Source organism: Nocardioides sp. S-1144 (genome assembly GCF_005954645.2).
Classification (GTDB): Bacteria; Actinomycetota; Actinomycetes; order Propionibacteriales; family Nocardioidaceae; genus Nocardioides; species Nocardioides dongxiaopingii.
The window spans coordinates 169,402-195,069 of the sequence record NZ_CP040695.2 but is presented as its reverse complement, the minus strand read 5'-3'; the positions used below and the strand labels follow the sequence as shown (position 1 = coordinate 195,069).

The following is a 25,668-nucleotide window of genomic DNA, read 5'->3' as shown; positions in this document are numbered from 1 at the left end:
TGGACGGCTGGTGCCCGACCAGTCCGACCCGCCGGACCTGGTGGGCGACTGCCGGCGGCTCCCCCGGCGACACCCCGGCCCTGCGCACGCCGTCCTAGGCTGGTCCCGTGACTGACGGACCGAGCGAGGAACACGTCGCGGAGCGCGCCGAGCTGCTGCCCGAGGAGCAGGCGGCGGGCAGCGAGGACCCCACGTCGCAGGCGCGCGCCATCCTGGAGGAGTCGCAGGAGCGCACCGACGACCCGGAGGAGACGCGGGGCGACTCCACGCAGACCCCGGGGGGACACTCCGGTCCGGACCAGCCACCAGCTCCTTGACTTTCCGATGAGGAAACCCAACACTGAGGTTTCTGACCAGGAAAGTGAGTCACCATGGACCACCAACGCGACCTCGACGACGCGCGATCGGCCCTCGTCACCGTCGACCACGGCCGTCGCCGGGTGATCGACGAGATCGACGTCCCGCTCTGGTACTGGGCCGGGCTGGCGGTGGGCTGGGTGGCGCTGGGCGTCCTCGCCGACACCGGCCGTCCGGTCGCCACCGCGGTCGCCACCTTCGCCTTCGCCACCGCCCACGCCGCGGTCGCTCCCGGGATCATCACCGGTCGCCGGGGCAGCCGGCGACTGCGGGTGAGCGCCGAGACGGTCCCGGCCCACCTGCCGGCGCTGATCGTCGGAGCCCTGGTGCTCCTCACGGGGGCGACCGTCGCGGGCTCGCTGGTCCTGGAGTCCGACGGGGCGCAGCACCCGGTGAGCGTCGCGAGCGTCGCGGTCGCCCTCGTCATCGTCCTCGGCGGCCCCCGCCTGCTCGCCGCCGTGCGTCGCCACGCCGGCCGTGGGCCCGCGCTCGCGTGAGCGCCGCCCGCTTCGACGAGACGATCCACCCGAGCACCCGCCTGGCCATCGTCTCGCTGCTGGCCGCGAGCGACTGGGTCGAGTTCGGCTTCATCCGCGACGACCTGCAGCTCTCGGACTCCGCCCTGTCCAAGCAGCTGGGCACCCTGGAGGACGCCGGCTACCTGGCTCTCGAGCGCGTCACCCACCAGCGCCGCCGCCGGGTCCGTGCCCGCCTCACCCGCGCCGGCCGGACCGCGTTCGACGGACACGTCGCCGCGCTGCGCGAGATGCTGGAGCGGGCCTCGGCACCGGCCCCCGGACCGACGACCTGACGCTGGCCCGGGCAGCGCCGCGGGCGCGAGCCCGGGCTACACGTCCAGCAGGACGTCGGTCGCGCGGCCGGTCGTCGCGGTCGCCATCGAGACGGCCAGCACCGGGATGCGGGCCTCGACCGTCGTCCCCACGCCGAAGGTGCTGCGGAGGGTGAGCGAGCCGCCCATCGACGTGGCCAGCCGGCGGCAGATCGCCAGGCCGAGACCGGTGCCGCCGTAGCGCCGGGTCGTGGAGCCGTCGACCTGCCGGAAGGACTCGAAGACCACCTGCTGGTCCGCCTCCCGGATGCCGATGCCGGTGTCCTCCACGACGAAGGCCACCTCGGTGCGGGCGGGACCGACCGCGGAGCCCCCCGTCGCCGCCTGCGCCGCCTCGACCGCCTGCGCCGCCAGGCGGACCCGTCCGTCGTGGGTGAACTTGAGGGCGTTGTCGAGGAGGTTGGTGAGCACCTGCGTCAGCCGGGTGGGGTCGCCGCGCACGAGGCGCGGCAGCCGCGGGTCGAGGTCGAGCTCGAACGCGAGACCCGCTCCCTCGGCGCGCGGCGTGTACCCGTCCTCCACGTCCCCCAGGAGGGCGTGGAGGTCGAAGGTCTGCTCGACGAGCACGACCTGGCCCGACTCGATGCGGGAGAAGTCGAGGATGTCCTCGACCAGGGACCTCAGCAGGTCCCCCGACCGCTGCATCCTGCCCACCAGGTCGGTCTGGGCGGGGCACAGCGTGGTGTCCTCGAGCATCTCGGCCGTCGCGAGGACGGTGGTCAGCGGCGTGCGGATCTCGTGACTCACGTTCGCGAGGAACATCGACTTGGCGCGCGACGCCTCGAGGGCCGCGTCGCGGGCCGCCTCGAGCTCGGTCCGGGCCGCGGTCTCCGCCCGGATGAGTCCCGCGGTCCGCACGACGGCCAGGGCGAGCAGCGCGGCGGTGCCGACGAGGAGCTGGCCGGGTCGCTCGGGCTCGCCGCGCAGGTCGGCGGCCAGGTCGAGCGCGGGCGGCACGAGGAGCGGGCCGATCGCGATCGCGATCTTGACCCCCCAGTGCCGCTCCGGCCACGGGCCGCGCGGCACCGTCGACCCGACGCGCCGGCGCCAGGTCGCCGAGGCGACGGCGACGGCGGCGAGCATGAACCCGGCGTCGGCCACCTGCTGGGCCGGCCCGTCGGCGCCGGCGTAGGTGTAGACGACGTCGGCGGCCAGCCACAGGCACACGCCCGCGGCGAGGGTGACGTCGACGGCCCCACGGGCCCGCCGGCTCGCCAGGACCCGCAGCACCAGGGCGAGGAGGATCGCGTCGGCGACCGGGTAGGCCGCCCAGACGGCGCGCACGGTGGTCGGCACGGTGTCGTCCGACACGATGGTCTCGATCGAGAGGCTCCAGGTCACCAGGAGGCTGACCACCACGATCGTGAACGCGTCAGTCACGAAGTCGGTCTCGGCCCGGTCCCCGGCGCTGCCGCGCGACCGGGAGATCACGACCCACAGCGCGACGCACAGCAGGACGTAGCTGCCGAACCAGGGCACGTCCGCGACGGACACGCGGGTGTCGACACCCCGCCAGTCCAGCGTGAACCACACGACGTCACCGAGGACCGCCAGGCAGAGGCCGCCGGCCACGAGCGCGGGCAGCAGGTGCTCGCCGCGCGGCGCACGGGCGGCGCCGGCGCAGGCGGCGACCGCGGCCCCGACGACCACGCCGAGGTAGCAGGCGGTGGTGACGCCCGCGACGTCGGTGACCACCGGGCTCAGGGCGGCGACGGTCGCCAGGACGAGGGCGAGCCCCGTCCACCGCCACCGCACCGCTTCCGTCACGCCCGCACCCTAGGCGACCGCCTCGCCCCGAGGACCCGGATCGCCGAACTCCGCCCGGGCCGGCCGCGACACCGAGCGGCCCGCGACGTGGGTAGTTCTCGCGTGCGTGGGTACCGCACGGTCTACGAAGGGGTACCTCCATGAGCCGTCGGGCACCGCAGGAAGACATCGACGAGTCCGAGCTGTCCGTGACCGGTCGCGAGGACCACGCAGCCGGCCCGACCGCGGTGGCGGTGAGCATGAAGCGCGCCGTCGAGGGCATGGGCACGCGACGCACCGCCCAGACGCTGCTGCGGCTGAACCAGGTCGACGGGTTCGACTGCCAGGGGTGCGCCTGGCCCGACCCCGCACCGGAGCACCGGCACACGGCGGAGTTCTGCGAGAACGGCGTCAAGGCCGTCACCGACGAGGTGACCCTGCGCCGGGTGGGACGCGAGTTCTTCGCGGCCCACTCGATCGAGGAGCTGGCCGGGCGCACCGACTACTGGCTCGGGCAGCAGGGACGCATCACCGAGCCGATGGTGCTGCGGGCGGGGGGCACCCACTACGAGCCGATCTCGTGGGACGACGCCTTCGCGCTGCTCGCGAGCCACCTGAACGGTCTCGCGTCGCCCGACGAGGCGGTCTTCTACACCTCGGGCAAGGTCTCCAACGAGGCCGCGTTCGTCTTCCAGCTCTTCGTGCGCGCCTACGGCACCAACAACCTCCCCGACTGCTCGAACATGTGCCACGAGTCGACGTCGGTCGGACTCGCCGAGGTGATCGGCATCGGCAAGGCCTCGGTCACCCTCGACGACGTCCACCACGCCGAGCTGATCGTCATCGCGGGGCAGAACCCGGGCACCAACCACCCGCGGATGCTCAGCGCGCTGGAGATCGCCAAGAAGAACGGCGCGCGGATCATCGACATCAACCCGCTGCGCGAGGCGGGTCTGACCCGGTTCAAGAACCCCCAGACCGTCAAGGGGATGGCCGGGCGCGGCACCGTCATGGCCGACCTGCACCTGCGGGTGCGCATCAACGGCGACCTGGCGCTGTTCCAGGCCATCGCCTCGCTGCTGCTCGAGTGGGACGAGCTCGACCGCGACTTCATCGAGCAGCACTCCCACGGGTTCGAGGCCTACGCCGAGCACCTGCGCGCCCTCGACTGGGACGTCGTGCTCGCCGCCACCGGGCTCGAGCGCGAGGAGATCCACCAGGCGGCCCGGATGATCGCCGGCTCGCGCAAGACCGTCTACTGCTGGGCGATGGGGATCGTCCAGCACCAGAACGGCGTCGCGAACGTTAAGGAGATCTCCAACCTCGCCTTCCTCCAGGGCAACATCGGCAAGCCGGGCGCCGGCCTCTTCCCCGTCCGCGGCCACTCCAACGTGCAGGGCGACCGCACGATGGGGATCTGGGAGCGACCGCCCGCCCACTTCCTCGACGCGCTGCGCGACGAGTTCGGCTTCGAACCGCCCCGCAAGCACGGATACGACTCCGTCGCGACCGTCAAGGCGTTCCGCGACGGGAAGGCCAAGGTCTTCTTCGGGCTGGGCGGCAACTTCGTGGCCGCGATGTCCGACACGCTCGTGACCGAGGACGCGCTCCGGAAGGCCGACCTCACCGTCCAGGTCTCGACCAAGCCCAACCGGTCCCACGTCGTGCACGGCCGGGAGGCGCTCATCCTGCCGCCCCTGGGCCGCAGCGAGAGGGACCTGACCGGCGGACGGCGTCAGCGCGTCACGGTGGAGGACTCCGTCTGCTCGGTCCACACCTCGCAGGGCCCGCTCGAGCCGGCCTCGGACCACCTTCGCTCGGAGGTCGACATCGTCTGCACCATGGCCCTCGCGACCCTGGGCGACCGCCACGCCATCCCCTGGCGCGAGTTCCGCGACGACTACGGGCAGATCCGCCGGCGGATCGGCCGGATGGTGCCGGGGTGCGCCGGCTACGAGGAGAAGGTCGACCAGCCCGGTGGTTTCGTGCTGCCGCACGCCCCGCGCGACTCCCGCACCTTCGAGACCGACACCGGTCGCGCCAACTTCACCGTCAGCCCGACCGAGGTCCTGCACGTGCCCGAGGGGCGCCTGCTGCTCCAGACGATGCGCTCCCACGACCAGTTCAACACCGTCATCTACGGCCTCGACGACCGCTACCGCGGCATCAAGGACGGCCGGCAGGTGGTGCTGGTGAACCCCCGTGACATCGAGGCGCTCGGCCTGCGTGAGGGTCAGCACGTCGACATCATCAGCGAGTGGGACGACGGCTCGACCCGGTCGGTCGTCCAGTTCCGCGTGGTCGCCTACGACACGCCCCGGGGCTGCGCGGCGGCGTACTACCCCGAGACCAACGCGCTGGTCTCCCTCGACTCCAAGGCGGTCGGGAGCAACCAGCCGGCGTACAAGTCGGTCGTGGTGCGCCTGGTCCCCTCCACGCTCGACGAGCCGGCCCGGGGCCGGCCCGAGGGCACCGTGGCCCACGAGTCGCCAGACACCCCGGAGCCCCAGCGCTACGTGGCACCGCACCAGCTGAGCTGAGCTGAGCTCAGCCCAGCTCGGAGACGATGGCCGGGAGCTGGTCGACCAGCTCGCGGGCCAGGAACCCGACCTCGCCCACCGCGGAGGCGAGGCGCTCGCCGGCCATCGCGTGCAGGTAGGTGCCCCAGCACGCGCCCTGCGCCGGCGTCGCGCCGCGGGCCAGCAGACCGACGACCGAGCCGGCCAGGACGTCGCCGCTGCCGGCGGTCGCGAGCCCCGGGTGGCCCAGCGGCACCCGCCACGAGCGACCCTGCCCGTCGGCGACCAGGCCCTGGGCCGTGACGCAGCAGCAGTACCGCTCGGCCGCCTCTACCACGTCGTCGAGCACGGGCTCGCAGTCGCGCTCGAGCAACCGCGCGAGCTCGTCGGCGTTGGGGGTCAGCACCACGCGGTCGCCCCGCTCGCGCACCCGGTCCTCGACCGCGGCCAGCACCCCGAGCGCGAAGGCGTCCAGCACGAGCACCGCGTCGTCGGGGACGACGTCGAGGATCCCCTCGACCAGCGCCTGCGCCTCCTCGGGGTCGTCGAGGCCGGGCCCGACCAGCACGGCGTCGGCACCCGCGACCATCTGCGAGCACGCCTCGGCAGCCGCGCGGCCGCGGACGCCGCCGCCCGCGGTCTCCTCGAGCCCGAGCACGCCGGCCTCGGGGAACGTGGCCGCGACGGCGGGCGCCGCGGAGTCGGCGAGGGCCAGCTGCAGGTGCCCGGCCCCGACCCGCAGCGCCGCGAGTCCACCCAGGACGACTCCCCCGGGCGTGCGGGCGGCCCCGCCGATCACGACGGCCTGGCCGCGGCTCTTCTTCGAGGCCCCCGGCCCCGGCAACGGCCAGCCGCGCAGCAGCTCGGGGGTGACCACCTCAGGCTCGGGCACGGCGCTCCCCCCGGTGCTCGGTCGCCGGCAGTCCGGCGGCGTCGAGGTGCCCGACGTCGTCGTAGAGCGTGGTGGTCCACGCCCCGTCGCCACCGCGGGCCAGCCGGCTCAGCGAGGCGTTGTGCAGGGGGGTGTCGCGGGCCAGGTCGAGCACCTCGTGCTCGCCGAGGTCCTCGCAGACGTAGCGGATGAGGGCGATCACCACGTCGTGGCTGACCACCAGCACCCGCCGGCCGGCCGCGTCGCGGTCGAGGTCGGCCAGCCAGCTGCGCAGCCGCAGCACCACGTCGGCCCAGGACTCCCCGCCGGCCGGGCGGTGGTAGAACTTGCCCTGCCACCGCCGTCGCTCGGCCTCCTCGGGGTAGCGCGCCTCGACGCCGGCGAACGTCAACCGGTCCAGCACGCCGAGCTCGCGGTCGCGGAGCCGCTCGTCGACCCGGCTCGGGAGATCGAGACCCGCGGACGCGCACGCCAGGCGGGCCGTCTCCCGGGCCCGCACGTAGGGCGAGCACACGAGCAGGTCGGGTGCGTCGTCCCCCAGGGCGCACAGCGCGTCGCCGACCGCGGTGGACTGTCGCTCCCCGAGCGGGGAGAGCCGGACGTCGGCGTCGCGGGCGGGGACGTCGATCACCTCCGCCGAGGCAGCGCGGGCCGCGGCGGCGGCGACGTTCCCCTCGCTCTCGCCGTGACGCACCAGCAGCAGCTCACGAACTCCCACGGGACGACCCTAGGGCGGTCCGGCGGCCCCCGGACCAGGCCGACGCGAAGAACACCCAGCGGGGTGACACGCGGTCGCGGGCCCACCGGTGCCCGGCACCTCGTCGGTGACCCCAGGGGTGAGCACTAGGTTCGTGCCATGGCGAAACCGGTGGCGCCCGGCGGCGGCGACCACGCGGTCACGCTGGTGCACGTGGTCGTGCCGGTGCACGACGAGGCGGCGCTGCTGCCGGCGTGCCTGGCGTCGCTGCACGGCGCGCTCGACCGCCTGCGCGCCGTCCGTCCCGACGTGGTGGCCCGGCTCACCGTGGTGCTGGACGCCTGCACCGACCAGAGCGGCGCGGTGTGCGCGCGGTGGGCCGTCGACGTCGTCGAGGAGCACGCCGCCAACGTGGGGGCCGCCCGCGCCTCGGGCACGAGGCGGGCGCACGACCTGGCCGACGCGGACGGCGTCGACCCGCGCCGTGTGTGGGTGGCCTGCACCGACGCCGACACGGCGGTGCCCCTGGACTGGCTCACCGACCAGGTCGAGGTGGCCGAGGCCGGCGCCGACCTCGTCCTGGGTCGCGTCGAGCCCGACCGCACCGCCTCGCCCGAGGTCGTCGCCGCGTGGCGCGCCGCCCACGCCGACCGGCGGGTGCGCACCTACGGTGCCCACCTCGGCTTCCGGCTCGCGGCCTACGACGCGGTGGGCGGCTTCGCGCCGCTGCGCGAGCACGAGGACGCCGACCTCGTGGGTCGCCTCCTCGACCACGGCGTGCCCTGGGCCGCGGCGCCGAGACCCGTCGTGACCTCGTCGCGGTTGCTGGGCCGGACCCCGGGCGGGTTCTCGGCCTACCTCGCCGCGCTGCGACCCTCGCTCGGGTCCGCACCGCCGGAGGTGGCCGCCGAGCCGGCGCCCTGAAGCACGCCCAGGTGACGCCTGGTCGACTCGTCCGCGGCCGACCCGTCGCTGATCAGCGACGGGTCGGCCAGGGTGGGGCTGACGTCAGTCGAGGTCGAACCGGTCGGCGTCCATGACCTTGGCCCAGGCCGCGACGAAGTCGTCGACGAACCGCTGGCCGGCGTCCGCGCTGGCGTAGACCTCCGCGAGGGCGCGCAGCTGGGAGTTCGACCCGAAGATGAGGTCGACCGGCGTCGCGGTCCACCGCACCTCGTCGGTGGTGAGGTCGCGGATCTCGTAGACGTTCTCCTCCGACTCCGAGGCCGTCCAGCGCGTGCCGGGCGACAGCAGGTTGCGGAAGAAGTCGGTGCTCAGCACGCCCGGCCGCTCGGTCAGGACGCCGTGCGTCACGCCGGCGACGTTCGCGCCCAGGGAGCGCAGGCCGCCGAGCAGGACCGTCATCTCGGGCGCGGTCAGGTCGAGCATGTAGGCCCGGTCGACGAGCAGCACCTCGGGCTGGGTCTTCTCACCGGGTCGCAGGTAGCTGCGGAAGCCGTCGGCCCGCGGCTCGAGGACCGAGAAGGACTCGACGTCGGTCTGCTCCTGCGTGGCGTCGGTACGCCCCGGCCGGAACGGGACGGTGACCTCGAAGCCGGCCTCGCGGGCCGCCTGCTCGACGGCGGCCGAGCCGGCCAGCACGATGAGGTCGGCGAGCGAGATCCGCGCGCCGCCGCGGGCGTCGAAGTCGCGCTTGACGCCCTCGAGCACCTCGAGGACGGCGGCGAGCTGCTCGGGCTGGTTGACCTCCCAGCTGCGCTGCGGCTCGAGGCGGATGCGGGCGCCGTTGGCGCCGCCCCGCTTGTCGGTGGAGCGGAAGCTCGCGGCCGAGGCCCAGGCGGTCGAGACCAGCTGTGCCGTCGTCAATCCCGAGTCGAGCACCGCGGCCTTGAGCGCGGCGACGTCGGCGTCGCCGACCAGCTCGTGGTCGACGGCCGGCACCGGGTCCTGCCACAGCTGCGGCGCGGCGACCCACGGCCCGAGGAACCGGCTGACCGGACCCATGTCGCGGTGCAGCAGCTTGTACCAGGCCTTGGCGAAGGCCAGCGCGAACTCGTCGGGGTTCTCGAGGAACCGGCGCGAGATCTTCTCGTAGGCGGGGTCGACCCGCAGCGAGAGGTCCGTGGTGAGCATGGTCGGGCGGTGCTTCACGGCGGGGTCGTGGGCGTCGGGGATGATCTCGTCGGCGTCCTTGGCGACCCACTGCTTCGCGCCACCGGGGCTGGTCGTCAGCTCCCACTCGTAGCCGAAGAGGATCTCGAAGAACCGGTTGCTCCACTCGGTCGGCCGGTCGGTCCAGGTCACCTCCAGGCCGCTGGTGATCGTGTCGCCGCCCTTGCCGGTGCCGTGGGTGCTGAGCCAGCCCAGGCCCTGCGCCTCGAGCGGAGCACCCTCGGGCTCGGCCCCGACGTGGTCGTCGGCGATGCCGGCGCCGTGGGTCTTGCCGAAGGTGTGTCCGCCGGCGATGAGGGCGACGGTCTCCTCGTCGTTCATCGCCATCCGGCGGAACGTCTCCCGGATGAAGTAGGCCGCGGCGAGCGGGTCGGCGTTGCCGCGGGGGCCCTCGGGGTTGACGTAGATCAGACCCATCTCGGTCGAGCCCACGCCGGGAGCCATGTCGGCGTCGGCCACGTAGCGCTCGTCGCCCAGCCAGGTGTCCTCCGGTCCCCAGAAGATCTCCTCGGGCTCCCAGACGTCCTCGCGGCCGAACCCGAACCCGAAGGTCTCGAAGCCCATCGACTCCAGCGAGACGTTGCCGGCCAGGACGAGGAGGTCGGCCCACGAGACCTTCTGGCCGTACTTCTCCTTGACCGGCCACAGCAGCCGGCGGGCCTTGTCGAGGTTGGCGTTGTCGGGCCAGCTGTTCAGCGGCGCGAAGCGCTGACCGCCGTCGCCGGCGCCGCCGCGGCCGTCCTCGATGCGGTAGGTGCCGGCGGCGTGCCAGCTCATCCGGATCATCAGGCCGCCGTAGTGGCCGAAGTCGGCCGGCCACCAGTCCTGGGAGGTCGTCAGGACCTCGGTGATGTCGGCCTTGAGGGCCTCGACGTCCAGCGACCCGAACTCCTCGGCGTAGGAGAAGTCCGGGCCGAGGGGGTTGCCCTTCGAGGAGTGGGCGTGCAGCACCGAGAGGTCGAGCTGGTTGGGCCACCAGTCCCGGTTCGTGTGCGGGCGTCCGCCGGTCTTCGGGGTCGGCGAGTCGATCGCCGGGTTCTCGCTCTCGCTGCCGTGCGCGGTGACGGAGTCGTGGGCGACCGGGCAGCCGGCCGCCTCCTTCTGGTCCACCCCCTGGGCGCTCGCGGGTGCGTTCTCGTCGTTGCCGTTCATCTGCTTCCTCCCGGAATGCGGTTCGAGGTGGTGGTGGGCGCGGGCGTGCACGCGGGGCAGGTGCCCCAGAACACGACCTCCGCCTCGTCGACCGTGAATCCGTGGTCCTCCGAGGCGGTGAGACAGGGCGCCTGGCCGACGGCGCAGTCGACGTCGGCGATCGCGCCGCAGGTGCGGCACACGACGTGGTGGTGGTTGTCGCCGACCCGGGCTTCGTACCGGGCCGTCGACCCCGCGGGCTGGATGCGTCGGACGAGCCCGGCGTCGGTCAGCGCCCGGAGCACGTCGTAGACCGCCTGGTGCGAGACCGACGCCAGCTCGGCGCGCACCAGCCGGATGACGTCGTCGGTGTCGACGTGCGGGTGGCTGGACACCGCGGCCAGCACCGCGAGCCGCGGCTGCGTGACGCGCAGCGAGGCCCCACGGAGCCGGGTCTCGAAGTCCGCCTTCGTCATGGGACGACCGTATCGACCTCTCTGGAACGGATCAAGACAAGCCACCCCGGACCGGCGGGTGGGAGGACGCCGACGACCCCGCGCCGGGTCCGGCGGCGCCGACGTCGACCGCCGCCCCGGAGCCCGCCCCGTGGTAGGAATCCGGCATGCGTCCGTCCCGCCTCGTCCCGTCCGCCCTGCTCGTCATCGCCGTCTGCGCCTCCCTGCTGGCCACGCCCGCGGGCGCCGCACCGGTCACCTCGGCGCGGGCCGGCTACGCCCCGATCGTCTCGTGGGAGGGCGGCGTGGCGATGGCCTGTCGCGCGCCGCTCGCCGGGGGACGGACCTCGGTGCGGGTCTACTGGGACGGCCGCGGCTACCGCGGCGGCGAGCTCAAGCGCACCGGCAGCGCCGGGCTGGGCCGGGTCAGCTCGTCGTTCGCGATCAGCGACTACACCTACAGCGTCGGCAAGCCCGGCAAGGTGGGTCCGGTCGCCGGCCTGACCATGGCCGACTCGGCCTACGTCTACCTCCTGGTCGGCTCCGGCGTCGGCATCACCCGCGAGGTCGTCGTGCCGGTCAGGAGCCTGGACTCGTGCGGATCCGGACGGGCCGCGTCGAACCGGGCCGCGACGAACCGGGCCTCGTCGAACCGGGTCGCGCCCGGCCCGCGCGCCGACCGCCCCCGGGCGTGCGTGACGCGCAAGGAGCTTAAGAAGGTCACCCGGGGACTGCAGCCGGCCGCCGTGCGGCGCGTGGTGGGCGCCGGGGGCCGCGTGGTCACCAGCGCGTCCGAGAGCCTGACGCGGCGCTACCCCAAGTGCAGCAACGGCCGTGCGGTCGTCGTCAACTTCCAGAAGGCCGGGCCGCGCAAGCCCGCGAAGGTGGTCAGCCGCTTCTGGTGAGCCGTCCCGGCCCCGGTCGCCGCGCCGGGCGCGGCCCGGCACCGCTCGTGCGGCACGATCACCCGCTCGGGCGAACGTGTTCTCGACCGCTGCGGGGCACCACGACCCGTGTCCACGACGAACCCGGCCCGGGCGGGCGCAGAGATCCGGCCGACCCCCGAGGTCGACGTCGGTGCCGGTGACCTCCCCGGCCGTCCCCGCGCCCGACAGGCCGCGATCGACCACTGCGTCGGGATGACCATGCTGTGGTGCGGGCCGACCCTCGGCTTCCTGCTCGCCCTCCTCCACTGCTGCCGGGCCGACGGGTAGCACCGAGCCGGGGCCGGGTGGGCGCTGACGTGGGCGGTTCCGGGGTACTGGAGCCCATGACGACGACACCCGACGAGCACGACGACCACGACCAGGACTCCGAGCCGCCCACGTGGGACGGCAAGGAGGCTCCGTTCGTCGACCCGGACGACACGACACCGGGCAGCGATCCCGACCCGTACCCGGGTGGCGACGAGGACGGCTGACGCTCGGGCCGTCCTGCGGGGAGCACCCGTCCGTCAGCCCGTGCTCGTGCCCGCGCGACCGCGGGGGCGACGCAGCGGCGGAGCGGGTTGCTGGAGGGGGTTGGCGGCGGCGACCTCCCGCATCGCGTCGATGATGTTGCGCAGGTTGATGATCAGCGCCCCGTAGATCGGCCAGGCCGGGGACCGCTCGGTCGAGCGGAGCTCCTCCGCGAAGCCCTCGAGCCTGGTCCGTACCGCGCCCATCGCGACCGCGTCGGCCTGCTTGGCCGCGCGACCGGTGTCGCCGAGCATCGCGAGCCACGGCAGGGCGAAGTCGTCGCCCCAGGCACCGCGGTGCGACTGCTCGTCGCCGACCGTGCGGCTCATGCTGCGGATCTCGGCGACGGACTGCTCCATCCGGCGCAGCAGGTCGTGCCAGGCCCTCGGGTCGCGCACCGGGCCCGCCGAGCGGCGCGGGTTCCACCGTGCGCTCTCCTGGGCCTGCCGCACGAGCGCCCAGGCGTGGTCGATGTCGCCGTCGAGCTCGCGACTGCGATCGAGCCACCCGCTCACGTCCTCGGGCGAGCAGTCCTCGTGCAGGCCGCCGGCCATGTCGACGAGCAGGTCTCCGATGCCGTCGTCGATGAGGTCCATGGCCGCGATGGCCGTCCGGCGGCGCAGGGGCGGCCAGACGGCGAGGTTGACGAGCAGGCCGACCGCGATCCCGATGCCGGTGTCGAGGAGCCGGGAGATCAGTGCGGCGTCGTCGGTGAAGCCGGTGGTCAGCACGATCAGGCCGGTCGCGGCGATGGTGGTGGCCTCGGCCCCGAACCAGGAGACGGTGCCGATGAGGAGGCCCAGGACCAGCAGGAGCGCGACCGAGGCGGTGCTGAGGCCCATCAGCTCGCCGATGCTGGTGGCCAGCAGCACGGCGATGACGGTCGCCGCGATCTGTTGCAGGCCGCGGGAGAAGGTCCGGTAGACGGTGGCGTGGACCACCAGCAGCGCCGCCCAGGGGGCGAGGAACGGCTGCGGCAGGTCGAGCAGGTGCGCTGCGATCACCCACGCCGCGACGGCGGCGGAGGCCGTCTTGGCCAGCTGGAGCAGGTCGTTCCACCAGATCGGGTCGCGCAGGCGGCTCGTCCAGGTAGGAGGCATCCGGCGAGCATGTCACTGCCCGCCGGTGGCGTCGTCGTCGAGCCGCGGTCGGGCGCGCCGGCCGGCCGGGGTCTCCGTCCCGAGCTCGTCGGCGCCGGGCACCGTGTCGGACTCCGCGTCGGGCGAGGCGGCCCACGAGGCCAGCAGCGGCAGGGCGTGCGCCGTCGACGACCCGGGTTCGACGGTGTAGACGACCAGCCGCTGCTCGGGGTCGTGCGGCACGGTGAGCGCCTCGATGGCGAAGACGAGGGTGCCGAAGACCGGGTGCGCGATCTGCTTGGGCACCGACGTCCGGTCGGTGACCGCGTGGTCCTCCCACCAGCGCTCGACGTCGGGGTCGCGCCGGCGCAGGTCGGCGACCAGCGCCGCCAGCCGGCGGTCGCGCGGGTGCCGTCCGGTCTCGTACCGCATCGCCCCGACCGCGGCCGAGGCGTAGTCGGGCCAGTTGACGATCCGCCGGCGCGACGACGGGTCGAGGAAGAGCCAGCGCAGGAACGACGCCCTGGGGGCCATCTCGTGGCCCAGCACGGCGGCCAGCAGGGCGTTGCGGGCCAGCACCTCGCCGCGCCGGCCCAGCAACAGCGCCGGGACGTGGTCGAGCGTCGTCATCAGGCGCAGCAGCCCCGGGTCGGCCCGCTGGGGCGCCTCCCACCCGGGGTTCGCGGTGCGACGCGCCGGGGCGGCGAGGTCGCGGAGGTGGGCGCGCTCCAGGTCGTCGAGGCGCAGCGCCCGGGCCAGCGCGTCCAGGACCTCGTCGGTGAGGGTCTGCTGGCGGCCCTGCTCGATCCGGCTGTAGTGGTCGGCGCTGAGACCGGCGAGGACGGCGAGCTCCTCCTTGCGCAGGCCGGGCACCCGGCGTGGCCCCGGGAACGCGTCGATGCCGGCCTGGGCGGGAGTCAGACGGTCCCGGCGGGACCGCAGGAACGCCCCGAGGGCGGATCGGTCGGCCGGCACGTCCCCAGCCTAGGAGCGAGGAAGGCTGCGCGCCTGGTCACGCCGTGACCCGGCAGCGCCTGCGCTGGTGCGGTCGCGGCGCACCCGGTCGACTGGCGCCATGAACTCCACCGATCCCTCCCTGTCCCTCGCCGGCCGCCGCGCCGTCGTCACCGGTTCCACGAGCGGCATCGGCGCCGTCACCGCCCGGCTCCTCGCCGCCCGCGGGGCCAGCGTCGTCGTCACCGGACGAGATGGCGGGCGCGGCGAGTCGGTCGCGGCCGACGTGCGACGCGACGGGGGCGTCGCCGCCTTCGTGCCGGGCGACCTGGCCGGGCCGCCCGACCAGCTGCGCGACCTGGCCCGGACCTGGGCCGAGGCGCTCGGAGGCCCCGTCGACCTGCTGGTCCACAACGCCGCGCTCTGCCCGCCGGTCGACACCTTCAGCCTCACCGACGACGACCTCGAGGCGACCCTGGCGGTCAACGTGCGGGCGCCGCACGTGCTCACCGCGGCGCTCGCCCCGGCCATGATCGACGCCGGGGGCGGCGCGATCGTGGTGATCGGGTCGTGGATGGCGAGCGTCGGGCACGCCTTCGTCGGCCTGTACTCCGCCACCAAGGCCGCCGAGGAGCAGCTCGCCCGCAGCTGGGCCGCCGAGCTCGGCCCCCGCGGCGTCCGGGTGAACACCGTCGCCCCCGGAGCCACCCGCACCCCCGTCAACGCCGACGCGGACGAGGTCGTCGCCCGGATGACCGCCGGCACGCCGGCCGGACGGCCGGGCACGCCCGACGAGGTCGCGGCGGTCGTGGCGTGGGTGGTCTCGGACCAGGCGAGGTACGTGCACGGCGCGACCATCGCGGTCGACGGCGGCATCACCGCCACCCGGTCCGCCTGACCCGCGCGGTGCGGGCGCGCCCGATGTCGGTGACGGTGGCCGTCACGCCGCCGGCGAGCCCGGCGCGACGGGTGCACCACACGGAATCCGATGGGTGACAATCAGCCGGTGACCGACCAGCCCGTCCACCGCCCCGGTCCGGGCGCCTCGCGCGCGACCGCTCTCCGGCCCGACATCGTCTTCCGCGCCCTGGTCCTCGTCCCGGTCGTCGTCTTCGTGGCCCTCACGCTGCAACAGGTGCTGCGAGCCGACCCTGTGGGCAACCCGGTTCCGGTCGTCCTCGACCTCGCCCTGCTGGGCGCGTCCACCTACGCCGCGACCCGGGCGTGGACCACCCGCGTCTGGGTCGAGACGTCCTACCCGACCGGTTGGGTCCCCGGCACCGCGGCCGACCCCGGTCGTGACGCCACCGTGGCCGAGCTGCTGACCGACCTCCCTGCCAGTCGCACCTGCCTCGTCCTCGAGAGCGCCGGCGCCACCGGTCTCCGTCGTCGGGAGGCACCTCTGGAGCACCCGACCACCATCGCGCTCTCCGGCGCCTCCTACACCGGCGCGCGTCCCTCCTGGCGCCTGCGCCTCACCACGCCCGCCGGGGCCGCAGAGCCGGCACGGACGCTGACCATCCGGGCGCCGTGGCTCACCGACCTCCGCCCGCTCCTGCTCCACCTTCGCCACTTCGTGGCCAAGGACGAACGACTCGCCGCCGACGCCGACACCCTCGCCGTCGTCTCGGGCCGCCGCCCGCTCGACCAGGCCCGGTAGCCCGCTCGCCGGCGAGATCGCTCACTCCGCGCCCGCGGCGTGGTCGGGGTCCCCGCGAGATCGACGCGCCTGGGCCGAGGAGTGTGCCGACGTACCAAGCGCCCCGTGTCCGACTGGGGGGGATCGGACACAGGGCGCTGGCGTGCGGACCTGCCGCAGCAGGACCCGCGACTGAAACGATACCGATCGGACTTCCGCCGACGAACAACAGAAGATGTCGAATCGGTAACCACGGTGCAACGATCGACCCGGTGCTCGGCCGGGACTGCCGCCGAGACCCACGGCTCGGTTGCCGCCTGGCGTTGACCGGTGTCGAGGCTCAGCAGTCGATGCGGATGTAGTGCCAGTACGGGTTGTTGTGGATCTGGTGCCACCCGGGCCCCCACGTCGCGGTGGCGGCGCCGGTCAGGTAGCCGGTGCAGCCGGCGGGGACCTCGACCCCGTCGACGTCCGCCCAGGCCGTGGGCTCGCGGAACAGGCCGCCGGCGAGGCCGCCGACGGAGAGCCCGCGGATGCTGCTGGCGGGCCAGCTTTTGGTGACGACGACGGCACGCTCGCTGTTCGGGAGGTTCTGGATCATGCCGCACGCGGGGCCGACGCACCCGCCGGCATGGGCGGTGGTCGTCGTGACGCCGACCAGGAGGCTGCTGGCGGCGAGGACGCCGCCGCCGAGGGCGGCGAGTCGGGTACGAAAGTTCTTCATGGCTCTGTCTCTCGTCAGGGGGAGGGGGACGCACCGGAGCCTCGAGCCGGTGAGCGACACGCGGCGCTCCCGGTGCAGGACGGCGTGCGAACTCGCGGTGAACCTCGGGCCGCGCCCGCGCCGGGTGGACCAGACGTGTTCACCTCGAGACGGTTGTCGAGGTGGACGCCGCCCGACATGCTGGTGCTGCTGCCCGGGGAGTTCCCGAGTCCTCCCCCCAGCACTGGAGTGACCGCATGACCGCAGCCGCCGACACCGCCGCCTCTGCGGTGGCGCGCGCGGTCGGCGTGCTCGCGGCCCTCGTCCCCGCCCGGCGCTCCACGGAGGGAGAAGTGCTCGACGCGATCCGCGCGACCTGATCGGCGCGCGGGGTACCGCGGCAGTACACGAACACGAGCCGTCCGGGAGGACCCCAGCATGACGACGAACGACACCACGACCACACCCGTGCTCGACCAGGCCGAGCTCGACGGCGTCCATGCCTGGTGGCGCGCCGCGAACTACCTCTCGGTCGGCCAGATCTACTTGCTCGACAACGCCCTGCTCGAGCGCGGCCTCGAGCCCGAGGACGTCAAGCCACGGCTGCTGGGCCACTGGGGGACGACGCCGGGGCTCAACCTGGTCTACGTCCACCTCAACCGGCTCATCCGCTCCCGCGGCGTGAACGCGATCTTCCTCGCCGGGCCCGGCCACGGCGGGCCCGCGGCCGTCGCCAACGCCTACCTGGAGGGCACCTACACCGAGCGCTTCCCGCGCATCACCCAGGACCGGGCCGGCATGCAGGCCCTGTTCCGCCAGTTCTCCTTCCCCGGCGGCATCCCCAGCCACGTCGCCCCCGAGACCCCCGGTTCCATCCACGAGGGTGGCGAGCTCGGCTACGTCCTGTCCCACGCCTACGGCGCCGCGATGGACAACCCCGACCTCGTGGTCGCGGCCGTCGTCGGCGACGGCGAGTTCGAGACCGGTCCCCTGGCGGCGTCCTGGCACGGCAACAAGTTCCTCGACCCGGTGACCGACGGGGCCGTGCTGCCGATCCTGCACCTCAACGGCTACAAGATCGCCAACCCCACCGTCCCGGCCCGCATCCACCGCACCGAGCTGGTCAAGATGCTCGAGGGGTTCGGCCACGAGGTGTTGACCGTGGAGGGCGACGACCCGGCCGACGTCCACCAGCAGATGGCGGCCGCGATGGACCTCGCCCACGACCGCATCACCGAGACCCGGCGCGCGGCGCGGGAGGACGGCGACGTGACGCGCCGGCCCGGGCCGATGATCCTGCTCGTGACCCCCAAGGGCTGGACCGGTCCGAAGGTCGTCGACGGGCTGCCGGTCGAGGGCACCTGGCGCGCCCACCAGGTGCCCCTCTCGGGCACCCGCGACAACGCCGAACACCGCGCGCAGCTCGAGGAGTGGATGCGCTCCTACCGCGCCGAGGAGCTCTTCGACGACGGGGTGCTCCGCCCGGAGCTGCAGGCGCTGGCGCCGGTCGGCCCGGCACGGATGAGCGACAACCCCCACGCCAACGGCGGCCTGCTCACCAAGCCGCTGGTGCTCCCCGACTTCCGCAGCCGGGCCGTCGAGGTCACCGAGCCCGGTGCGTCCATCCACGAGCCCACCCGGGTCCTCGGCGAGTACCTCGTCGACGTGGTGCGCGACAACCCCACCAACTTCCGGATCTTCGGCCCCGACGAGACGGCGTCCAACCGGCTCAACCCGGTCTACGAGGTCACCGACAAGGTGTTCGCCGGCGAGATCCTCGACACCGACGAGCACCTCGCCCCGTCGGGCCGGGTGGTCGAGATCCTCTCCGAGCACACCTGCCAGGGGTTCCTCGAGGGCTACACGCTGACCGGTCGGCACGGCCTGTTCTCCTGCTACGAGGCGTTCATCCACCTGGTCGACTCGATGTTCAACCAGCACGCGAAGTGGCTCAAGACCACCCGTGAGATCCCCTGGCGCCCCCGGGTGCCGAGCCTGAACTACCTGCTGAGCTCCCACGTGTGGCGCCAGGACCACAACGGGTTCTCCCACCAGGACCCCGGGTTCATCGACCACGTGGTCAACAAGAGCGCCGAGGTCGTGCGGGTCTACCTGCCGCCGGACGCCAACACCCTGCTCTCGACGATGCAGCACTGCCTCGAGAGCCAGCACTACGTCAACGTCGTCGTGGCCGGCAAGCAGCCGTCGTTCGACTGGCTGACCGGCGCCGAGGCCGACCTGCACTGCGCCCGCGGCGCCGGCATCTGGGACTGGGCCTCGAACGACGAGGGCGAGCCCGACGTCGTCATCGGGTGCGCCGGCGACGTCCCGACCCTCGAGGCGCTCGCCGCCACCAAGATCCTGCGCGAGCGACTGCCCGACCTGCGGGTCCGCTTCGTCAACGTCGTCGACCTCATGCGGCTGCAGGACGAGGGCGAGCACCCGCACGGGATGTCGCACCGCGACTACGACAGCCTCTTCGGCACCGACGTCCCGGTGATCTTCGCCTACCACGGCTACCCCTGGCTGATCCACCGCCTCACCTACCGCCGGACCAACAACAACCACCTGCACGTCCGGGGCTACAAGGAGGAGGGCACCACCACCACGCCCTTCGACATGGTGATGATGAACGACATGGACCGCTACCACCTGGTCGTCGACGTCATCGACCGCGTGCCCGGTCTCGGCGTGCGAGCCGCCGCGCTGCGGCAGGAGATGGTCGACACCCGTCGCCGGGCCCGCCAGTGGACGCGCGACCACGGCGACGACCTGCCCGAGGTGCGCGACTGGGAGTGGACGTCGGCCGGCGACACGCCCGAGCGCGGCAACTCCCCCTCGGTGACCGCCGCGGCCTCCACCAGCGCCGACTTCTAGCCGTCGGCGGAGCCGGCCCCCGGGACGGCGGATCGGCGGCGCGGGTACTCGATCACCACCTGGGTGCCGGCGCGTTCGCGGCGAGCCAGCGCCGCGAGCGCGCCGGGCGCGTCACGCTCGGGGACGACGTCGGTCAGGAGGTGCGCGCGCAGGTCGGTCCCGCGCGCCCGGAGCAGGCGCGCCGTCTCCTGCGCGAGCCGGAGCCGGTCCCAGTCGGGCGCCAGTCCCCGGGGCACCCGCCCGATCTGGGCGCACCGGATCGTCAGCCCGTTGTGGTGGAACTCCTCGCCGAGGCGCAGGTCGTCGGCCCCGCCCTGGTAGAACGCCAGGTCGATGACGCTGCCCTGGGGCCGCAGGCTCCGCAGCGCCTCGTGCAGGACGGCGCTCCGCGCACGGCACTGGAGGACGACGTCGGCGCCCCGGTCGCCGGGACCGTGCCGCCAGCGGTCCTTGCACCAGCGCCACACCTCGGTCGATGACGTGTCGAGGTGGTCGAGGCCCAGCCGCCCGGCCACCGCGAGGCGGTGCGGGTCGGGGTCGGCGACGACGACCTCGGCGGCGCCGTGCAGCTGGGCGAGCAGTGCGCACAGCAGGCCGACGACCCCGGCGCCGGTGACCAGCACCGTGCGTCCGGCGACGCCGTCACCGAGGCGGACGTCGCGCCCGGGGGCGAGCTCGGCGGCGGCGTGCAGCAGGCCGTTGGCGCAGATCGGTCCCATCTGGGCCAGGTAGATGCCGAGCACCGGGTCGACGTCGTCGGGCACCGGCACGACGACGTCCGACCGCGCCAGCACGTGCTGGGAGCGGTGCCCGTAGGCGGCACCGACGAGCGTGCCCTCGGGCGAGGTCGTCGCGCCGGCTCTCGACCACCTCGCCCACCTCCATGTACCCCATGCTCCGCACCGGGTAGGTGCGCGAGGTCCGACCCGGCACGAAGACGCCCAGCTCGGGGTCGCGGAAGGAGGTGAAGCCGGGGTCGGTCCCCTTCACGTAGGCCAGCTCGGTGCCCGCCGACACCCCGCTCCACCGGGTCGCGACCCGTACGGCGCCGTCCTCGAGGTCGGGCACGTCGAGGTCGAAGAAGGCCGGCTCCATCGGAGCACGGACACCGAGGGACCGGCACGTCGTCGGCGCGGGCACCTCGTCAACCCCCACGGACCGACGACTGGTCGGCCGCCCAGGCCAGGGCGTGGGTGCGCAGCGCCTCGGCGTAGGTGCAGCGCACGTCGTCGCTGTTGCCGGCCACGGCGTCGAGGAAGGCCCGGTCCTCGGCGGCGATCGGGTCCTGGAGGCTCTGCTCGGAGACCACGCCGGTGGCGGTGGTCAGGCGTAGCTCGTGGTCGACGATCGCCCGCTCGTCGAGCTCGACGGCGTACCCGTCGCCCACCAGCTGGATCCCCACGCGGTGACGCCCGGGCAGCACGCGGGCCGAGGACACGCTCCCGACGGCGCCGGAGGCGAAGCGCAGCGCCACGCTGGAGGCGAGCGGAACGGCGTCGTCGGGCTGCTCGTGCGGGCCGGAGGCGGGGACGTGGGTGGTCGACACGTCGGTCACCTCGCCGACCAGCAGGCGAGCGAGGTCGAACACGTGGGTGGTCTGCTCGACCAGCTGTCCACCCGAGCGTCCCCGGTGCGCCCACCACGGCACCGGCGGCGTGCGGTCGAGCCAGTAGCCGCTGAACAGCAGCGGCGGCCGCTCCTCGACGAGCCGGCGGACCCGCTGCACCACGTCGAGGTGGCGCCAGTGGTAGCCGACCGCGGTGCGGAGCCCGGCCGCCTCGACCGAGCCGGCGACGCGCTCGGCCGTGGCGAGGTCGTGGGCCAGCGGCTTCTCCACGAAGAACGGCAGGGCCCGGCGCACGGCCGCCTCCTCGAGGGCGCCGTGGGCGAAGGGCGGCACGCAGAGCCAGACGGCGTCCAGGTCCTCCGCCCCGAGCAGGTCGAGACCGTCGGTGTAGGCGCGCGCCTCGTGCGACGCGGCCACCGCGGCGGCGCGCTCCGCGTCGGTGTCGGCCACCGCCACCACGTCGACGTCGTCGAAGGAGGCCAGCGCCGCCAGGTGCTTCCCGGCGATGAACCCCGTGCCGACGCACCCCACCCGGAGCCGGCTCATCGGCGCCGGCCGGTCGCCCCGGCGAGGACGTCGTCGTAGACGGCGGCCGTGGCGGTGGCCATGCGGGTGGCGGTGAACAGCCGCTCGTAGCGCCGGCGTCCCGCCGCCGCCATGGCGTGACCCCGGACCGGGTCGCCGAGCAGCTGCGTCAGCGCCTCGGCCAGCGGGGTCGGTCGGGCCGCGGGGACCAGCAGGCCGGTGATGCCGTCCTCGACCGCCTCGGAGGTGCCGATGACCCGGGTGCCGACGACCGGCAGCCCCGCGTCCATCGCCTCGAGGGCCGCGAGGGGCATGCCCTCGTGGCGCGACGGCAGCACGAACAGGTCGGCCGCGTCGAGGAGTGCCCGGGCATCGGTGCGGTGGCCGACGAACTGCACGGCGTGCGCCACACCCAGCTGCTCGGCCTGGTCGGTGAGCGCCTGGCGCAGGTGCCCCGCACCGACCACGACGACGACCAGGTCCGGGACGTGCCCGAGCACCAGGGGGGCGGCGGCGACCAGGTAGCGGTGGCCCTTCATCACGGTGAGCCGGCCGACCGTCATCACGACGGGCTGGTCGGGCCGGAGCCCCAGCTCGCGGCGCGCCGCGGCCCGCCCCGGTGCCACCGCCCGGGGCTGGACACCGTTGGGCACGGTGACCATGCGCTCGGGGGCCACCCCGATCCTCTCGTAGGTCAGGCGCTGACGGTGCGACACGGTGATGACGCGGTCGACCGGCTCGAGCGCGGCGAGGGCCGGGGCCCGCTTGCGGTGGTCGCGGATGAGCCACGGCAGGTGCAGCGTCTGCACGACGGCCGGCACCCCGGCCGCCGCGGCCGCACGGGCGCCGTCGAAGTTCTCGCGCCCGGTTCCCACGTGCACGTGGAAGACGTCGCTCGGGTGGCGGCGCAGGTCCTCGAGGATGCCGGCCGCGAACCCGGGGTCCCGCGGGTGCGGGATGCGGGCCAGGCGCACGCCCATCGTCTCGGCCGGCGCGAACATCCGCTCCGCGTGGGCGTTGGGCCAGTACATCAGCGTCACCCGACGCCCGGCGCGCACGTACTCCTCGGCCAGGCAGCGCATGTGGGCGCCCATGCCCGACGGGTCGGCCGAGGGGGTGTAGAGGTGGACCGACGGTGGTCGGCCACCCGAGGCGCGACGCCCCGGGCCGACCCGGAGCCCGGTCGTCCCCGCGGCGGGGCGCGTCGCCGTCCCGGGCAGCGCGTGGTCGTGGGACGTCGTCGTCACGCTGGCCTCCGGAGCTGGGTCGCGGCTGGAGCCGTCCGGTACCCGGATGTCCGCCCCTCTACCGGCGACCCCCGCGAACCCCTTGCGGCTGGTCGGCGGCTGGGTAGCGTGACCCGGGTGACGGCACCAGGTCCGACGCCCGCGCCTGTCGAGGACAGGTGCGCCGTCTGCGGCGGGGAGCTGGCCGAGCGGGTCTGCCCGAACACGGTGTGCCGGCTGCCCGACCGCTCCTTCTCGCGCCTCTACACGGTCTCGGAGGACGCCGACGCCACGTGGGACGTGGTCTTCCGCTTCAAGTACGGCGGGGAGCGGCACCTCGCCGACGACCTGGGCGCGATGCTGGTGACCTTCCTCCGCGAGCACGCCGCCGAGCTGCAGCGTTTCGAGGTCCGCACCACGACGGCTCTCTACACCGGTCCCGAGGCCCACCGGTTGTGGGACTACCTGGCGGTGATCGTGAACGCGGCGGGGCGGATCGACCCGGACCGGTCGTTCGAGACCGGCGTCATCACCAAGGTGCGCCCGACGGGGCGGTTCCTGGGCATCGGCGTCGAGGAGCGGCGGGCGATCGCCGAGGGCGAGCTGCGCGCAGCGCTGCGGGTACCGGACCCGCGTCGGGTCGAAGGCCGGCGCGTCCTCGTCCTCGACGACGCCTACTCCGAGGGCTTCACCCTGCGCGAGATGGCGCGGGCGCTGCGGGAGGCCGGCGCCACGGAGGTCGCCGGGCTGGTGTTCGCGCGCCGCAAGGGCACGTGAGGGCAGCCGTGGCCACCGAGCTGTACCTCATCCGCCACGGCGAGGCGGTGTCCAACGTCGAGCCGGTGATCGCCGGCGTCCGCAGCGACCGAGGACTGACCGAGCGCGGACGACGCCAGTGCGCCCTCCTGGAGGGACGGCTGCGGTCCGAGCCCCTGCGCGCCGACGTGCTGTACGTCAGCACCTTGCGCCGTGCGCAGGAGACCGGCGAGTACGTCGCCCGCGCGCTGCGGCTGCCGGCGCGGGCGAGCGACGACCTGCACGAGCTTCGCCCGGGTGCCGCCGACGGGCTCACCGTCGAGGAGTGGACGGCGCGGGCCGGGCACGAGGTCCCGCCGCGCAACCCCTTCCAGCCGTTCTCGACCGGTGGGGAGAGCTGGGCGACGTTCCTCCTCCGCGCCGAGACCGCCCTGCTCGGGCTGGTCGGGGCGCACGAGGGTCGGACGGTCGTCGCCGTCTGCCACGGCGGGATCCTCGAGGCGTCGTTCAACCTCGCCTTCGGGCGGGGGCCCACAGCCCGCGACGTGCTCTTCGACCCACTGAACACCAGCATCACCCAGTGGCGGCACCGTCGCGTCCCGGGCGGGGGGTCGAGCTGGACCCTGGTGCGGTTCAACGACGCCGGTCACCTCGCCGGCCGCGTCGCGGAGGAGTCGCCGGGCCGTGCGGTCCCCACCGGCGTCGACGACCACGGAACGGCCCCGGACGAGTAGCCGGGGCCGTGCCGGCGTCAGCAGTGGGACGCCAGCCGCTCGGCCAGCGCGTCGGCGCTCTCCTCGGCCGTGCGCCGGAGCGGGCGGGCCAGCAGCGGGGACAGCACGGCGGCCGGGCCGGTCGCCGTCCACCGCACGAGCCAGCGGATCCGCACCTCGGCCCCCAGGTCGCTCAGCTCGTAGGTCTCGCTGAGCCTGACCCGTCCGGCTGTGCCGGAGAAGACGAGACGGTGCTGGCCCTCGACCGCGTCGAGCACCCAGTCGACCTGCTGGTCGCGCCCGGCGAACCGGAGCGTGCTCCGGTAGCGGGTGCCGAGGGCGCCGGTGCCCTCGACCCGCTCGCACCCGGTCGTGGCGGTGTTCCACCGCGCGGTGTGGCGGAAGTCGGTCAGGTACAGCCACGCGTGCGCGAGCGCCTGGTCGGTGTAGATGTTGCGCTCGGTCAGCGGCATGGTGGTCGCACTCCTGCTCCGGTCGATCAAGGTGTCGCGGTGGCGCCGACGAGGGGTCCGGGTCGGCGCCAGCCGACCCGGACCCGGTACCCGCCGGTGCTCAGTCGCTCGTGCGGTCGCGGACGTCGCCCTCGACCTCGATGTGCTCCTTGCGGACCTCCTCGGAGACCTGCTCCTGCTCGGTGACGGTCTCGGTGCCGAGCCGGACCCGCTCGACCGGCTCGACGGTGGTGCCGGCGACCGCCCGCTCCTCGTGCAGGACGACCTCGTGCTCCTCCTCGGAGATGGCCGGGCCGTCGAGCGCGTCGCCGGCGTTGACGTCGGTGACCGGCTCACGCTCGACCACGGCGTGTTCCTTCTGGACCGGGACGGTGGCGGTCTCGGTCTCGGTCGTGACGTACTTGCGCAGCCGGGCCCGTCCGGCCTCGTGCTCGGTGGTGCCGACGTCGAGGTGCTCCTCGGAGCGGGTCATCGCGTCGTTGGTGGTGGGCCCGGAGGTGTCGTGGCCCTCCGTCCCGGCCGAGTTGCCGGTGCGCGCGGCGTCGGTGTCGGCGAAGCCGGTGCCGGTGCCGGTGCCGGTGCCGGTGCCGCCCCAGGTCAGGCCGTAGTGCTGGTAGAGCCGCTCCTCCTCGGCCGGGTCGAGGTGCTCACCGTCGAGGTCGACGTTCGGGGCGTCCTTGACCTGGTCCTTGCTGTAGGGCAGCGTCAGGCGGTCGCCGTCGTAGGTGGCCTGCTCGAGGGGGACGAAGCTCTCGTTGGTGCCGAACAGGCCGGTGCTGACGGTCACGAACGCGGGCTGTCCGGTGTTGTCGTCCAGGTAGACCTGGCCGACCTTGCCGAGCTTGTCCCCGCCCTGGCCGTAGGCGGTGGCCCCGGAGATGTGCTGGACGTCGTTGTCGTTGAGCATGGTGTTCCTCTC

General features: G+C 74.1%; 27 protein-coding genes. 14 read left to right on the top strand and 13 right to left on the bottom strand.

Features of this window, described 5'->3' with window-relative positions; all coding sequences use genetic code 11:
- Window positions 1-107: 107 nt before the first annotated feature.
- The 3 genes from FE634_RS00965 to FE634_RS00955 are packed head-to-tail and all read left to right on the top strand — an operon-like array spanning window position 108 to window position 1,168.
- Window positions 108-317: a hypothetical protein gene (locus tag FE634_RS00965; protein ID WP_137292978.1), complete on the top strand. Its 210-nt coding sequence runs from the start codon at window positions 108-110 to the stop codon at window positions 315-317.
- 54 nt (window positions 318-371) lie between these two features.
- On the top strand, window positions 372-854 hold the full coding sequence (locus FE634_RS00960) for a hypothetical protein (protein WP_138874828.1): 483 nt from the start codon (window positions 372-374) through the stop codon (window positions 852-854).
- Entirely contained in the window at window positions 851-1,168 is a 318-nt protein-coding gene (locus FE634_RS00955; protein ID WP_138874827.1) for a transcriptional regulator, read from the top strand. The genes FE634_RS00960 and FE634_RS00955 overlap by 4 nt, the downstream gene beginning before the upstream one ends.
- A gap of 36 nt (window positions 1,169-1,204) precedes the next feature.
- Here FE634_RS00955 and FE634_RS00950 read toward each other — a convergent pair whose 3' ends face one another.
- Window positions 1,205-2,974 carry a sensor histidine kinase gene (locus FE634_RS00950; RefSeq protein WP_138874826.1) on the bottom strand — a complete coding sequence of 590 codons (1,770 nt, stop codon included), beginning with the start codon at window positions 2,972-2,974 and terminating at the stop codon, window positions 1,205-1,207.
- A 140-nt stretch (window positions 2,975-3,114) separates the two neighbouring features.
- Here FE634_RS00950 and FE634_RS00945 point away from each other — a divergent pair, with 140 nt between their 5' ends.
- Entirely contained in the window at window positions 3,115-5,493 is a 2,379-nt protein-coding gene (locus FE634_RS00945) for an FdhF/YdeP family oxidoreductase (protein WP_138874825.1), read from the top strand.
- A 7-nt stretch (window positions 5,494-5,500) separates the two neighbouring features.
- On the opposite strand, the gene FE634_RS00940 is transcribed toward FE634_RS00945, so the two are convergent.
- Both FE634_RS00940 and FE634_RS00935 read right to left on the bottom strand, forming a co-directional pair.
- Window positions 5,501-6,364 (bottom strand): NAD(P)H-hydrate dehydratase, encoded by an 864-nt coding sequence (locus FE634_RS00940; protein WP_138874824.1) that lies wholly within the window; start codon window positions 6,362-6,364, stop codon window positions 5,501-5,503.
- A complete protein-coding gene (locus FE634_RS00935; RefSeq protein WP_148240256.1) occupies window positions 6,351-7,082 on the bottom strand; it encodes a histidine phosphatase family protein in 732 nt (243 codons plus the stop codon). The genes FE634_RS00940 and FE634_RS00935 overlap by 14 nt, the downstream gene beginning before the upstream one ends.
- Before the next feature lie 138 nt (window positions 7,083-7,220).
- Here FE634_RS00935 and FE634_RS00930 point away from each other — a divergent pair, with 138 nt between their 5' ends.
- A complete protein-coding gene (locus FE634_RS00930) occupies window positions 7,221-7,985 on the top strand; it encodes a glycosyltransferase family 2 protein (RefSeq protein WP_137292985.1) in 765 nt (254 codons plus the stop codon).
- Window positions 7,986-8,069: 84 nt separating this feature from the next.
- On the opposite strand, the gene katG is transcribed toward FE634_RS00930, so the two are convergent.
- Entirely contained in the window at window positions 8,070-10,346 is a 2,277-nt protein-coding gene (gene katG / locus FE634_RS00925) for a catalase/peroxidase HPI (protein ID WP_148240255.1), read from the bottom strand.
- Window positions 10,343-10,801, bottom strand: coding sequence for a Fur family transcriptional regulator (locus tag FE634_RS00920; protein ID WP_138874823.1), 459 nt, complete (start codon window positions 10,799-10,801; stop codon window positions 10,343-10,345). Before FE634_RS00920 ends, katG begins: the two co-directional genes overlap by 4 nt.
- A 146-nt stretch (window positions 10,802-10,947) precedes the next feature.
- Here FE634_RS00920 and FE634_RS00915 point away from each other — a divergent pair, with 146 nt between their 5' ends.
- From FE634_RS00915 to FE634_RS20850, 3 genes are all read left to right on the top strand, one after another.
- Window positions 10,948-11,685, top strand: coding sequence for a hypothetical protein (locus FE634_RS00915; RefSeq protein WP_148240254.1), 738 nt, complete (start codon window positions 10,948-10,950; stop codon window positions 11,683-11,685).
- A 108-nt stretch (window positions 11,686-11,793) separates the two neighbouring features.
- Window positions 11,794-11,994 carry a hypothetical protein gene (locus FE634_RS00910; protein ID WP_138874820.1) on the top strand — a complete coding sequence of 67 codons (201 nt, stop codon included), beginning with the start codon at window positions 11,794-11,796 and terminating at the stop codon, window positions 11,992-11,994.
- A gap of 56 nt (window positions 11,995-12,050) precedes the next feature.
- A complete protein-coding gene (locus FE634_RS20850) occupies window positions 12,051-12,200 on the top strand; it encodes a hypothetical protein (protein WP_187366785.1) in 150 nt (49 codons plus the stop codon).
- 33 nt (window positions 12,201-12,233) lie between these two features.
- On the opposite strand, the gene FE634_RS00905 is transcribed toward FE634_RS20850, so the two are convergent.
- Both FE634_RS00905 and FE634_RS00900 read right to left on the bottom strand, forming a co-directional pair.
- Window positions 12,234-13,337, bottom strand: coding sequence for an FUSC family protein (locus tag FE634_RS00905; RefSeq protein ID WP_138874819.1), 1,104 nt, complete (start codon window positions 13,335-13,337; stop codon window positions 12,234-12,236).
- A 12-nt stretch (window positions 13,338-13,349) separates the two neighbouring features.
- Complete coding sequence (locus tag FE634_RS00900) at window positions 13,350-14,291, bottom strand: helix-turn-helix transcriptional regulator (RefSeq protein WP_138874818.1); 942 nt, start codon at window positions 14,289-14,291, stop codon at window positions 13,350-13,352.
- A gap of 100 nt (window positions 14,292-14,391) precedes the next feature.
- On the opposite strand from FE634_RS00900, the gene FE634_RS00895 reads away from it, so the two are divergent.
- Together FE634_RS00895 and FE634_RS00890 are read left to right on the top strand one after the other, a co-directional pair.
- Complete coding sequence (locus FE634_RS00895) at window positions 14,392-15,168, top strand: SDR family NAD(P)-dependent oxidoreductase (protein ID WP_137292991.1); 777 nt, start codon at window positions 14,392-14,394, stop codon at window positions 15,166-15,168.
- Window positions 15,169-15,276: 108 nt separating this feature from the next.
- Entirely contained in the window at window positions 15,277-15,930 is a 654-nt protein-coding gene (locus tag FE634_RS00890) for a hypothetical protein (protein ID WP_138874817.1), read from the top strand.
- Between the two features lie 319 nt (window positions 15,931-16,249).
- Here the strand turns inward: FE634_RS00890 and FE634_RS20845 are convergent, their stop codons facing one another.
- Window positions 16,250-16,633: a hypothetical protein gene (locus FE634_RS20845; protein WP_187366784.1), complete on the bottom strand. Its 384-nt coding sequence runs from the start codon at window positions 16,631-16,633 to the stop codon at window positions 16,250-16,252.
- Window positions 16,634-16,869: 236 nt separating this feature from the next.
- Here FE634_RS20845 and FE634_RS21495 point away from each other — a divergent pair, with 236 nt between their 5' ends.
- Entirely contained in the window at window positions 16,870-16,992 is a 123-nt protein-coding gene (locus FE634_RS21495) for a hypothetical protein (RefSeq protein ID WP_262347529.1), read from the top strand.
- 58 nt (window positions 16,993-17,050) lie between these two features.
- Window positions 17,051-19,489 (top strand): phosphoketolase family protein, encoded by a 2,439-nt coding sequence (locus FE634_RS00880; protein ID WP_148240253.1) that lies wholly within the window; start codon window positions 17,051-17,053, stop codon window positions 19,487-19,489.
- Here the strand turns inward: FE634_RS00880 and FE634_RS00875 are convergent.
- From FE634_RS00875 to FE634_RS00865, 3 genes are all read right to left on the bottom strand, one after another.
- Window positions 19,486-20,283, bottom strand: coding sequence for a zinc-dependent alcohol dehydrogenase (locus FE634_RS00875; protein ID WP_222847646.1), 798 nt, complete (start codon window positions 20,281-20,283; stop codon window positions 19,486-19,488). The two genes, FE634_RS00880 and FE634_RS00875, sit on opposite strands and share 4 nt — an antisense overlap.
- Window positions 20,284-20,633: 350 nt before the next feature.
- Window positions 20,634-21,602: a Gfo/Idh/MocA family protein gene (locus tag FE634_RS00870; protein WP_148240252.1), complete on the bottom strand. Its 969-nt coding sequence runs from the start codon at window positions 21,600-21,602 to the stop codon at window positions 20,634-20,636.
- Window positions 21,599-22,828 carry a glycosyltransferase family 4 protein gene (locus FE634_RS00865; RefSeq protein ID WP_148240251.1) on the bottom strand — a complete coding sequence of 410 codons (1,230 nt, stop codon included), beginning with the start codon at window positions 22,826-22,828 and terminating at the stop codon, window positions 21,599-21,601. Before FE634_RS00865 ends, FE634_RS00870 begins: the two co-directional genes overlap by 4 nt.
- Window positions 22,829-22,945: 117 nt before the next feature.
- Between FE634_RS00865 and FE634_RS00860 the strand changes: the two genes are divergently transcribed.
- The gene (locus tag FE634_RS00860; RefSeq protein ID WP_148240250.1) at window positions 22,946-23,584 is read left to right on the top strand and encodes a ComF family protein; all 639 of its coding nucleotides are present in this window, start codon (window positions 22,946-22,948) and stop codon (window positions 23,582-23,584) included.
- Window positions 23,585-23,592: 8 nt separating this feature from the next.
- Window positions 23,593-24,297: a histidine phosphatase family protein gene (locus FE634_RS00855; protein ID WP_187366783.1), complete on the top strand. Its 705-nt coding sequence runs from the start codon at window positions 23,593-23,595 to the stop codon at window positions 24,295-24,297.
- Window positions 24,298-24,314: 17 nt separating this feature from the next.
- Here FE634_RS00855 and FE634_RS00850 read toward each other — a convergent pair whose 3' ends face one another.
- Both FE634_RS00850 and FE634_RS00845 read right to left on the bottom strand, forming a co-directional pair.
- A complete protein-coding gene (locus tag FE634_RS00850; protein ID WP_138874812.1) occupies window positions 24,315-24,749 on the bottom strand; it encodes an SRPBCC family protein in 435 nt (144 codons plus the stop codon).
- 100 nt (window positions 24,750-24,849) lie between these two features.
- Window positions 24,850-25,656 (bottom strand): DUF2382 domain-containing protein, encoded by an 807-nt coding sequence (locus FE634_RS00845; RefSeq protein WP_148240248.1) that lies wholly within the window; start codon window positions 25,654-25,656, stop codon window positions 24,850-24,852.
- Window positions 25,657-25,668: the final 12 nt, after the last annotated feature.

What these genes read in the sequence shown, in the direction of transcription:
- FE634_RS00960 (WP_138874828.1), top strand. Translation starts at nt 372, where the DNA reads ATGGACCACCAACGCGACCTCGACGACGCGCGATCGGCCCTCGTCACC.
- FE634_RS00945 (WP_138874825.1), top strand. Translation starts at nt 3,115, where the DNA reads ATGAGCCGTCGGGCACCGCAGGAAGACATCGACGAGTCCGAGCTGTCC.
- FE634_RS00930 (WP_137292985.1), top strand. Translation starts at nt 7,221, where the DNA reads ATGGCGAAACCGGTGGCGCCCGGCGGCGGCGACCACGCGGTCACGCTG.
- katG (WP_148240255.1), bottom strand. Translation starts at nt 10,346, where the DNA reads ATGAACGGCAACGACGAGAACGCACCCGCGAGCGCCCAGGGGGTGGAC.
- FE634_RS00920 (WP_138874823.1), bottom strand. Translation starts at nt 10,801, where the DNA reads ATGACGAAGGCGGACTTCGAGACCCGGCTCCGTGGGGCCTCGCTGCGC.
- FE634_RS00915 (WP_148240254.1), top strand. Translation starts at nt 10,948, where the DNA reads ATGCGTCCGTCCCGCCTCGTCCCGTCCGCCCTGCTCGTCATCGCCGTC.
- FE634_RS20850 (WP_187366785.1), top strand. Translation starts at nt 12,051, where the DNA reads ATGACGACGACACCCGACGAGCACGACGACCACGACCAGGACTCCGAG.
- FE634_RS00905 (WP_138874819.1), bottom strand. Translation starts at nt 13,337, where the DNA reads ATGCCTCCTACCTGGACGAGCCGCCTGCGCGACCCGATCTGGTGGAAC.
- FE634_RS00895 (WP_137292991.1), top strand. Translation starts at nt 14,392, where the DNA reads ATGAACTCCACCGATCCCTCCCTGTCCCTCGCCGGCCGCCGCGCCGTC.
- FE634_RS20845 (WP_187366784.1), bottom strand. Translation starts at nt 16,633, where the DNA reads ATGAAGAACTTTCGTACCCGACTCGCCGCCCTCGGCGGCGGCGTCCTC.
- FE634_RS21495 (WP_262347529.1), top strand. Translation starts at nt 16,870, where the DNA reads ATGACCGCAGCCGCCGACACCGCCGCCTCTGCGGTGGCGCGCGCGGTC.
- FE634_RS00880 (WP_148240253.1), top strand. Translation starts at nt 17,051, where the DNA reads ATGACGACGAACGACACCACGACCACACCCGTGCTCGACCAGGCCGAG.
- FE634_RS00870 (WP_148240252.1), bottom strand. Translation starts at nt 21,602, where the DNA reads ATGAGCCGGCTCCGGGTGGGGTGCGTCGGCACGGGGTTCATCGCCGGG.
- FE634_RS00850 (WP_138874812.1), bottom strand. Translation starts at nt 24,749, where the DNA reads ATGCCGCTGACCGAGCGCAACATCTACACCGACCAGGCGCTCGCGCAC.
- FE634_RS00845 (WP_148240248.1), bottom strand. Translation starts at nt 25,656, where the DNA reads ATGCTCAACGACAACGACGTCCAGCACATCTCCGGGGCCACCGCCTAC.